The 9,575-nt window shown below is 41.6% G+C and carries 8 protein-coding genes; 5 read left to right on the top strand and 3 right to left on the bottom strand.

The window, feature by feature from the left end; translation table 11 throughout:
* Positions 1–99: 99 nt before the first annotated feature.
* A complete protein-coding gene (gene serS / locus DWW81_RS07045) occupies positions 100–1,383 on the bottom strand; it encodes a serine--tRNA ligase (protein WP_038670146.1) in 1,284 nt (427 codons plus the stop codon).
* 315 nt (positions 1,384–1,698) lie between these two features.
* Here serS and DWW81_RS07040 point away from each other — a divergent pair, with 315 nt between their 5' ends.
* On the top strand, positions 1,699–3,081 hold the full coding sequence (locus DWW81_RS07040) for a SecD/SecF family protein translocase subunit (protein ID WP_117856982.1): 1,383 nt from the start codon (positions 1,699–1,701) through the stop codon (positions 3,079–3,081).
* Positions 3,074–4,054: a protein translocase subunit SecF gene (gene secF, locus DWW81_RS07035; protein WP_117897090.1), complete on the top strand. Its 981-nt coding sequence runs from the start codon at positions 3,074–3,076 to the stop codon at positions 4,052–4,054. Before DWW81_RS07040 ends, secF begins: the two co-directional genes overlap by 8 nt.
* 57 nt (positions 4,055–4,111) lie before the next feature.
* Here secF and DWW81_RS07030 read toward each other — a convergent pair whose 3' ends face one another.
* Positions 4,112–4,807, bottom strand: a complete 696-nt coding sequence (locus DWW81_RS07030) for a JAB domain-containing protein (RefSeq protein ID WP_022287199.1) — start codon at positions 4,805–4,807, stop codon at positions 4,112–4,114.
* 260 nt (positions 4,808–5,067) lie between these two features.
* On the opposite strand from DWW81_RS07030, the gene DWW81_RS07025 reads away from it, so the two are divergent.
* Both DWW81_RS07025 and guaB read left to right on the top strand, forming a co-directional pair.
* Positions 5,068–6,402 carry an MATE family efflux transporter gene (locus DWW81_RS07025; RefSeq protein WP_117897089.1) on the top strand — a complete coding sequence of 445 codons (1,335 nt, stop codon included), beginning with the start codon at positions 5,068–5,070 and terminating at the stop codon, positions 6,400–6,402.
* Between the two features lie 252 nt (positions 6,403–6,654).
* Positions 6,655–8,133, top strand: coding sequence for an IMP dehydrogenase (gene guaB / locus DWW81_RS07020; protein ID WP_181982695.1), 1,479 nt, complete (start codon positions 6,655–6,657; stop codon positions 8,131–8,133).
* Between the two features lie 114 nt (positions 8,134–8,247).
* Here guaB and DWW81_RS07015 read toward each other — a convergent pair whose 3' ends face one another.
* Positions 8,248–8,697 carry a C-GCAxxG-C-C family protein gene (locus DWW81_RS07015; protein ID WP_117897088.1) on the bottom strand — a complete coding sequence of 150 codons (450 nt, stop codon included), beginning with the start codon at positions 8,695–8,697 and terminating at the stop codon, positions 8,248–8,250.
* Positions 8,698–8,990: 293 nt separating this feature from the next.
* Here DWW81_RS07015 and DWW81_RS07010 point away from each other — a divergent pair, with 293 nt between their 5' ends.
* The gene (locus DWW81_RS07010; protein ID WP_022287215.1) at positions 8,991–9,542 is read left to right on the top strand and encodes an NADH peroxidase; all 552 of its coding nucleotides are present in this window, start codon (positions 8,991–8,993) and stop codon (positions 9,540–9,542) included.
* Positions 9,543–9,575 lie beyond the last annotated feature (33 nt).

Here is a 9,575-nt window from a genome sequence, read left to right as displayed (position 1 = left end):
ATTGGTCGCCTCTTTTTTTTGTTTGCCTATGTTGTGGGAATATCAAAAAAACGGACAAACGATTTTTCGTCTGTCCGTTTTCTTATATTTCGTACTTTATTACTTTGTTATCTTGTCCTTGCCGCCCATGTACATTCTCAGTGGCTCAGGGATATTAACTGTTCCGTCAGCATTGAGATTGTTCTCAAGGAATGCGATAAGCATTCTTGGAGGTGCAACAACTGTGTTGTTAAGAGTGTGAGCAAAATACTTTGTGCCGTCCTCTGCCTTTATCCTTATGCCAAGACGTCTTGCCTGTGCGTCGCCAAGATTTGAGCATGAACCAACTTCAAAATACTTCTTCTGTCTTGGGCTCCATGCCTCAACGTCACAGCTCTTTACCTTGAGGTCTGCAAGGTCGCCTGAGCAGCACTCAAGTGTTCTTACAGGGATATCGAGTGAACGGAAGAAATCAACAGAATTTTGCCACAGCTTGTCATACCATGCCATGCTATCTTCAGGCTTGCAGACAACTATCATTTCCTGCTTTTCAAACTGGTGTATTCTGTAAACGCCTCTCTCTTCAATACCGTGTGCGCCAACTTCTTTTCTGAAGCATGGTGAATAGCTTGTGAGAGTCTTTGGAAGCTCACCCTCTGGAATGATAGTGTCGATAAATCTGCCTATCATTGAATGCTCAGAAGTACCGATGAGATAAAGATCCTCTCCCTCTATCTTGTACATCATGCCTTCCATTTCAGAAAAGCTCATAACGCCTGTAACAACGTCTGAACGTATCATGTAAGGAGGGATGAAATATGTGAAACCTCTGTCTATCATGAAATCTCTTGCATATGAAAGAATTGCAGAATGAAGTCTTGCAATGTCGCCCATAAGATAATAGAAGCCGTTTCCTGATGTTCTTCTTGCACTGTCAAGATCAATGCCGTTAAAGCTTTCCATAATGTCAACGTGATATGGAATCTCATAGTCAGGAACAACAGGCTCGCCGAACTTTTCGATCTCTACGTTCTCGCTGTCGTCCTTGCCTATAGGAACGCTTGGGTCGATTATGTTAGGGATAACGAGCATTCTCTCACGTATCTTAGCTTCAAGGTCTTTTTCCTTTTCAGCCATAGCGTCAAGTTCAGCACCGATAGCGGATACCTCAGCCTTTACTTTCTCAGCTTCGTCCTTCTGACCCTTAGCCATAAGACCGCCTATCTGCTTGCTCATTACCTTTCTTTTATTTCTCAGCTCGTCAGCCTTTGTCTTGGCTGCTCTGTATTCCTCGTCAAACTGAGCCACCTCGTCAACAAGAACGAGCTTTTCGTCCTGAAACTTCTTCTTGATGTTTTCCTTGACAAGCTCAGGATTTGTACGGATAAGCTTAATATCTATCATTTTACATACTCCTTTTAGCTGACGCAAAAAAATTTCCTTACGTCGCAATATTTATCCTTTTAATAATATCACTAAAAGGAGATTTTGTCAAGACAAAGCCCCTTTAAAACAGGCTTTTGAAACAGGTTTTGAGAGAACTTTTTTCATAGATGAAATATTATCATGATATAAGTAACAGTGCGAATTTCATAAAAACTATTGACATTTTGTATCAAACGTTTTATAATTATAAGGTGAATGTGTTCGTTATGGGCGTATTGTGCCATGACGGCAGAAAAGCCTCTGGGCTTAATAAATTTATCAGGAGGATTAAAGGTGCGAAAAGTTAAAAAACCCGTGTTTTTTATCGTGCTTTTGTGTATAATTGCATTTGGATATCTTACTTATGCAGGAATACATACTCAGTACGGAGATATAAAAACAAGCTATATCAAGGGAGTTGAAGATATCCGCTGGGGTATCGATATTCAGGGCGGCGTAAATGCTACGTTTGAACCTGCCGATAATTACGACGCTACAAAGGAAGAAATGGACGCTGCAAAGGCTGTTATCGAGCAAAGACTTGTAAGCCTTAATATCACAGACAGCGAGGTCTATGTAGACTATAAGAAAAATAAGGTAATGGTTTCATTCCCATGGCAGGCTAACGAAGAAAGCTTTGACCCTGAGGCTGCCGTTTCTGAGCTTGGCGAAACTGCAAAGCTTGTATTCAGAAAGGGTAAAGAAGAAAAAGGCGAGCAGGTGCTTACAGGAAATGACGTTAAAAAGGCTGAGGTAAGACAAACTCAGGACGAAACTACAGGAAATATCAAGTATGTTGTAAGCCTGACACTCAATAACAGCGGTAAAAAAGCTTTTGCCGATGCTACAACTGAGCTTGCCGGAAAAGGCTCTATCTCTATCTGGATGGACGATAAGTGCATTTCTGCCCCAAGCGTAAATTCAGCTATTACTGACGGCGAGTGCGTTATCGAGGGCAACTTCACATATGATTCTGCAAAAGCTCTTTCAGATAAGATAAATGCAGGTTCTATCCCATTCGACCTTAAAACAACAAGCACGAACATCATTTCACCTACACTTGGTGAGGGTGCAAAAAATGCAATGGTCATCGCAGGACTTATCGCATTTATCGTTATCGCTGCATATATCATCGTTATCTATAAGCTGCCGGGCTTTGTTGCGTCTATCGCACTTATAGGTCAGGTAATAGGTTCTATTGCTTGTATCACAGGCTTCTTTGGAAATATCGACAGCTTTACGCTGACTATCCCTGGTATCGCAGGTATTATCCTTTCTATCGGTATGGGCGTTGACGCTAACGTTATCACAGCCGAGAGAATAAAGGAAGAGCTTAACAACGGCAAGACCCTTAACGGAGCTATAGAGCTTGGCTATAAGAGAGCATGGAGCGCAGTATTCGACGGAAACATCACAGTAGTATTCGTTGCAATAATCCTTATGGGTGCCTTCGGACCTACAGACAGCGTTTTCGGAACACTTCTCAGCCCTGTATTCTCAGTATTCGGCGCAAGCACAGCAGGTACTATCTATTCACTTGGATATACTCTCCTTGTAGGTATCCTCCTGAACTTTGTATTCGGTATCTTCTGTTCAAGACTTATGCTTTCGTCCCTCTCAAAGTTCAAGTGCTTTAAGAAACGCAAGCTTTACGGAGGTGCTGAAATAAATGAGTAAAGAAAGAAAGACCCTGAATGTTGTGGGTCACAGCAAGTTATTTTATTCCATATCATGTGCACTTATCGCAATTTTTATCATTCTTACATTCGTTATAGGTCTTAACGTGGCTATCGAGTTCAAAGGCGGTACAGTTTTGACTTATACCTATGAGGGCGATATAAAAACTTCTGACGTTTCAAATACCGTTTCTGACAGTATCGGAGATAAATGTACAGTAACTCTTGGCGAAAACACAGGAAACGCAGGAAAGACAGTAGAGATAAAATTCTCATCAACAAAGGGTATAAGCGATGATAAACAGAATACCCTGAAAACAGCCCTTGAAAAGGATTTTCCTGATAATAACATAGAAGTTTATGAGTCAAACGACGTTGCAGCTTCAAGCGGTATGAACTTCTTCTTCAAGTGCCTTGCTGCTTGTGCACTGGCAATGGTCATCACTATCATTTATATCGGTTTCAGATTTAAGAAGATAGGCGGTATTTCAGCAGGTGTGTTCTCAGTAGTTGCCCTTGCACACGATATGTGCATGGTCTATGGCTGCTTTGTAATATGCAGATTTGACATCAACGCAAACTTTATGGCAGTTCTGCTGACTATCCTTGGATATTCTATCAACGCAACTATCATCATTTACGATAGAATCAGAGAGAATGAAAATCTCCTTGGCAACAAAATGGAGCTTGAGGATCTTGTAAACCTCTCCATTACTCAGACAATGGGACGTTCTATCCATACAACTGTTACAACAGTTCTTGCTATGGCTACAGTTTGTATCGTCTGCATAATCTGCGGAGTAACATCTATTCTGAGCTTTGCTTTCCCACTTATCATCGGTATGATATCAGGTGTCTATTCTTCTAACTGTATCGCACCTACACTGTGGGTACATTGGAAAAAACATCAGGCAAAGAAGTCACATGCAGGTTCAAAAACAGGCAGCGCAAAGAAAAAGGCTTCAAGAAGATAAAATTTTATGGACGGTATGTTAAACATATCGTCCATTTTTTTATGTGATATTCTATTTTTAACACTCCATATCATGGATAAGTCCGCAGTTTCGCATGGAGATAGTTCCGTTATTGCCTGTTATATAATGGTCAAGAACTGTCACACCTAAACATCTCATATATCTCATGACCTCACGGGTGAGAGTAACGTCCTCCTGAGAGGGGGTGTTGGGTGAGTCAGGGTGATTGTGGGCAAGGATAACAATATCAGTGCCGCTGTTGAGAACGGCTTTTGTAAGCTCACGAAAATCAACAGGGGTAAATCTCGCACCGCCTGCGGATATGTCTGTTACGCTCTTTATGTGAAAGCCAGAGTCGATACAAATTACCTTGAACTTCTCCTGCTTTTCGTTTCTGAAACAGTTGTTTACAAAACTCAGCGCCGCAGATATGTTTCTAATGTCTATCCTGCTGTCTGTGACAGTGGAGCAGTAGTTTATAAGCTCTCTGAAAAATAAAAGTGAGTTTGCAGAACTTTCGCCCATGTCCTTTACCGAAGAAAGCTCCTCCACAGAAGCGTTAAGAACGCTGTTTAAGCTTCCGAACTTTTTTATAAGCTCGTGCGCAATATCATTGGTGTTCTTTCTCGGCACAATGTAAAATAAAAGCATTTCAAGTATCTCATGTTCGGAAAAGCCCTTGAAATTTCCCGATTCTTTGAAACGCTTCCTCATTCTCTCTCTGTGTCCGCCGTGGTCTGCTTGACTGCTCATTTTATCACCTCTTATACAAGTATAAAATATCCGCACTTTTTTGTCAATAAAAAACCATTGTGACTTTATTCTTTACAGATAATTTCAGCAAGAGGGTAAGCTAATAATATTTAGAGAATTTTATTAATAGATCACAAATAGCGTAAAATGCTAAAAAAAGCTTCAAAAATATCAAAAGTGTCTGTGCGAAATGACGTTGAAAAAGGTTGTTTTTTTATGATATAATGAAATGGTAACTATTATATTATGGAGATGTTTTTATGACAGACCTGACGGTGGGAAAACCGTGGACAGTGCTGTGGAAATTTTCCCTGCCTATGTTCGTGAGCGTGATATTTCAGCAGATGTATTCCATTTTCGACAGTATCATAGCAGGAAAATTCGCAGGCGAGGACGCTCTTGCGGCAGTTGGTGCGTCTTATCCTATAACAATGATATTTATGGCGTTTGCAGTGGGAAGCAATGTTGGCTGTTGTGTGGTGATATCTCAATTTTTCGGTGGAAAAGAGTTCTCAAAGGTAAAAACTGCGTCAACTACTACTATAATTTCATGTACGGTACTTGCGACAGTGCTGACGATCTTCGGACTTGCGTTCTCTACTCCTCTTATGAGAATGATAAACACGCCCGATAACATCTTCCGTGACGGCGAGCTTTATCTGAAGATCTATATCGCAGGTCTTATCTTCCTGTTTCTTTATAACGTGGGTACAGGTATTTATAACGCAATGGGCGACTCGAAAACACCATTGTATCTCCTTATCGGCTCATCAGTTGGAAACGTTGTTCTCGACTATGTGTTCGTGAAGTTCTTTAAATGGGGTGTGGCAGGCGTTGCATGGGCTACTTTTATCGCTCAGGGAGTGGCTTGCGTGTTCTCACTGCTTATTTTGGTGAAGAAAACCGCAGAAATTAAAACAGAGGATAAACCACCGCTGTTTTCAGGAAAAATACTTAAAAAGATAACCCTTTATTCTATACCTAGTATTTTACAGCAGAGTTTTATCTCAGTGGGAAATATCTTTGTGCAGTATCTTGTAAACAGCTTCGGCTCGTCTTGTATCGCAGGATATTCTTCTGCAATAAAGCTAAATACCTTTGCTATAACAAGCTTTACAACGCTTTCTAACGGGCTTTCAAGCTTTGTTGCACAGAATTACGGTGCAGGCAGGAACGATAGGATAAAAAGCGGATATAAAGCAGGACTTGTTATCTCGGCTATCGTGGCAGTGCCTTTTATACTCTGCTTTTTCTGTATGCCAAAAACTATGATAAATCTGTTTCTTGACGACGGCGGAACAAAAGCCGTTGAGATAGGCACAACATTTTTGAGAATAATATCGCCTTTCTATGTGTTTGTGGGCATAAAAATAATGTCAGACGGAGCATTGAGAGGTAAGGGTGCAATGCAGTATTTTATGATATCAACTTTTACGGACTTGATACTCAGAGTAGTGCTTGCGTTCGTGTTGGCAAGACCATATGGGTCAACGGGAATATGGCTGTCATGGCCGATAGGTTGGCTTGTATCAACAGTGTTGTCAGTGGTGTTTGCGAGAGTGAAAGTGATGAAAAAGGAATTGAATGAGGAATGAGGAGTGAGGAGTGAGGAATGGCAAAGCCAACCGAACAAATCACAAGTAATAAGTAAAATAAAGAGCCGATCACAGCGATTTTGCGGCATAACAAACCATGGCGTAAACCTTGGCTAAAACAACGTAACTCCGATTAGCAAAGACTAAATTAAAAAAAAGTTCTCAATAATGATGTTGACAAGTTTAATTAAATGTTGTATGATTATAAGAATAATAAATTAAGAATTCAAAATGTTTGCGGGAGGTTAATTTATGCTGGATACTAATGTAAACAATAAGTTTGGTAAAGAGGGTCTTACCTTTGATGACGTTCTCCTTATCCCGGGCGAGTCGGATTGTACACCTGATATGGTGGATATCCATACACACCTTACTAAGGATATAGTCCTCAATACACCTATAATGACATCTGCTATGGATACAGTCACAGAGTCAAAAATGGCTATCGCTATCGCAAGAGAGGGCGGTATCGGTATTATTCATAAGAATATGACTATCGCTCAGCAGGCAGAAGAGGTGGATAAGGTAAAGCGTTCTGAAAACGGCGTTATCGTTAATCCTTTCTCTCTTACAGCCGATAAAACTGTTGCTGAAGCTGATAAGCTCATGGGCAAGTATAAGATCTCCGGCGTGCCTATAGTCGATGAGGAAGGCAAGCTCGAGGGTATCCTCACTAACAGAGATCTTAGATTTATCACTGATTTTGAAAATATCAAGATCGGTGACGTTATGACTAAGGAAAACCTCGTTACTGCTCCTGTTGATACGGATCTTGAAGGCGCTCAGAAGATACTTATGAAGCATAAGATCGAGAAGCTTCCTCTTGTTGATGCAAACGGCGTTCTTAAGGGTCTTATCACTATCAAGGATATTGAAAAGGCTGTTCAGTATCCAAATTCCGCAAGAGACAAAAAGGGCAGACTTCTTTGCGGTGCTACTATCGGCATGACTAACGATATTCTTGAAAGAGTTGCCGCTCTCGTTGAAGCTCAGGTAGACGTTCTCGTTCTTGACTCTGCTCATGGTCATTCTATGAACGTTATAAATTGTCTTAAAAAAGTTAAGGCCGCTTTCCCTGATACACCGGTTATTGCAGGTAATATCGCTACTGCCGAAGCCGCCAGAGCACTTTGCGAAGCAGGTGCTGACGCTATAAAGGTCGGTATCGGCCCTGGTTCTATCTGTACTACCCGTGTAGTCGCTGGTATAGGTGTTCCTCAGGTCACTGCAGTTTATGACGCTGCTTGCGCTGCTGCTGAGTATGGTATTCCTGTTATTGCTGACGGCGGTATCAAGTATTCAGGCGATATTGTTAAGGCTCTTGCTGCCGGTGCAAACGTTGTAATGCTTGGTTCACTCCTCGCAGGCTGTGACGAAGCTCCAGGCGAAACTGAGATCTATCAGGGCAGACAGTTCAAGGTATACAGAGGCATGGGTTCTCTTGCCGCTATGAATAAAGGCTCAAAGGACAGATATTTCCAGACAAACTCAAAGAAGCTCGTTCCAGAGGGCGTTGAGGGTCGTGTGGCTTATAAGGGTCCGGTTTCAGATACTATCTTCCAGCTCGTTGGCGGTATCCGTTCAGGTATGGGCTATTGCGGTTGTCATACTATTGCAGAGCTTGGCGAAAAGGCTAAGTTCATCAGAATAACAGGCGCAGGTCTTAAGGAGTCACACCCACACGATATTTATATCACAAAGGAAGCTCCAAACTATTCCGCAGGTATCTAATAGAATTTTATATACAAAAAGAGCAGAGATCTCGTTTCTCTGCTCTTTTTTGCATTATTTTGTAGGGGAAAACAGCGTTCGCCCGCAGTTTCAAAGTTTTTTTTCTGAAAAAAATTACTCCATAAATTCTCCTAAAAGACCACTTGCAATTGCTACAGTTTCAGGACATGGACGCTTCTGATAGTATTCTTTTGTGCGCTTTGCAGGGTCAGGGTCACTAGGTCCGCTCAGACCAAGAAGCTCACGGCAGATGATAGTGTCAGAGCCAAGCTCTTCCTTGAAACGCTTTGCAAAAAGCTGAACACGCTCATAATCCTTGCCCTTTGCCGCTCTGTCACTGCCTATGGTGTTGCCAAATTTCAATCCAAGCACCATGACTGCACCTGTAAATGCTCCGCAGACCTCTCTCATTCTGCCTATTCCACCGCCAAAGCCCGAAGCTATCTTGTATGCAGTTTCGCTGTCAAGTCCGATATCCGCAGCCCATGCGCCTACTACCGCCTGTGAACAGTTGTAGCCCTCCATGAAAAGAGCCTTTGCTGCCGCTGCTTTTTCCTTATTCATTTAAAAAACTCCTTTTTTGTCATATATTGATCTTCATTATAGCACAGCTTTAAGTTTTTTTCAAGACGTATTATTGGTTAGTATAGTCTACGTCAAATTGCATAAAATTTTGCCATAAAATTTTGCAATATTTTTATATTGTTAGACAAAACTAACCTATTGACAAATGTACACTAACGTGGTATACTTTAATCACAGCAAGGGAAAAGCTGCAAAGAATAACGCAGATAAAGCGAAAACGCTGGTCTGTGGAAAAGTAAAAAAATGATATCTAAATAAGGAGGACAAAAATTATGTCAAAGTTTGTATGTTCAGTATGCGGTTATGTTTATGAGGGCGAGGCTGCTCCTAAGGAGTGTCCAATCTGCCACGCACCAGCAGAAAAGTTCAATAAAGTAGAAGAAACAGCTATCACATGGGCTGACGAGCATAAGGTAGGCGTTGCAGAGGGTCTTGATGAGGAAGTTGTTGCAGGTCTTAGAGAGAACTTCAACGGCGAGTGCTCTGAGGTAGGTATGTATCTTGCAATGGCAAGAGTAGCTTACAGAGAAGGCTATCCTGAGGTAGGTATGTACTATGAGAAGGCTGCTTATGAAGAGGCAGAGCATGCTGCTAAGTTCGCAGAGCTTCTGGGCGAGGTAGTAACACCTTCTACAAAGAAAAATCTCGAGATGAGATATATGGCTGAGAACGGCGCTTGCGAGGGCAAGATGAAGCTTGCTAAGAGAGCAAAGGAGCTTGGCTATGACGCTATCCATGACACAGTTCATGAAATGGCTAAGGACGAAGCAAGACATGGCTGCGGCTTCAAGGGTCTGCTTGACAGATATTTCGCTAACAAGTAATTTATCTTAAAACTGTATAAATTAAAGATTACG

The sequence above is a fragment of the Ruminococcus sp. AF17-1AC genome (assembly GCF_003461385.1).
GTDB classification, from domain to species: domain Bacteria; phylum Bacillota; class Clostridia; order Oscillospirales; family Ruminococcaceae; genus Hominimerdicola; species Hominimerdicola aceti.
This window is presented reverse-complemented; position numbering and strand designations above follow the sequence as displayed.

Excerpts from the sequence above, each read along its gene's own strand:
- serS (WP_038670146.1), bottom strand. The coding sequence starts at position 1,383 with ATGATAGATATTAAGCTTATCCGTACAAATCCTGAGCTTGTCAAGGAA.
- secF (WP_117897090.1), top strand. The coding sequence starts at position 3,074 with ATGAGTAAAGAAAGAAAGACCCTGAATGTTGTGGGTCACAGCAAGTTA.
- DWW81_RS07030 (WP_022287199.1), bottom strand. The coding sequence starts at position 4,807 with ATGAGCAGTCAAGCAGACCACGGCGGACACAGAGAGAGAATGAGGAAG.
- DWW81_RS07025 (WP_117897089.1), top strand. The coding sequence starts at position 5,068 with ATGACAGACCTGACGGTGGGAAAACCGTGGACAGTGCTGTGGAAATTT.
- guaB (WP_181982695.1), top strand. The coding sequence starts at position 6,655 with ATGCTGGATACTAATGTAAACAATAAGTTTGGTAAAGAGGGTCTTACC.
- DWW81_RS07015 (WP_117897088.1), bottom strand. The coding sequence starts at position 8,697 with ATGAATAAGGAAAAAGCAGCGGCAGCAAAGGCTCTTTTCATGGAGGGC.
- DWW81_RS07010 (WP_022287215.1), top strand. The coding sequence starts at position 8,991 with ATGTCAAAGTTTGTATGTTCAGTATGCGGTTATGTTTATGAGGGCGAG.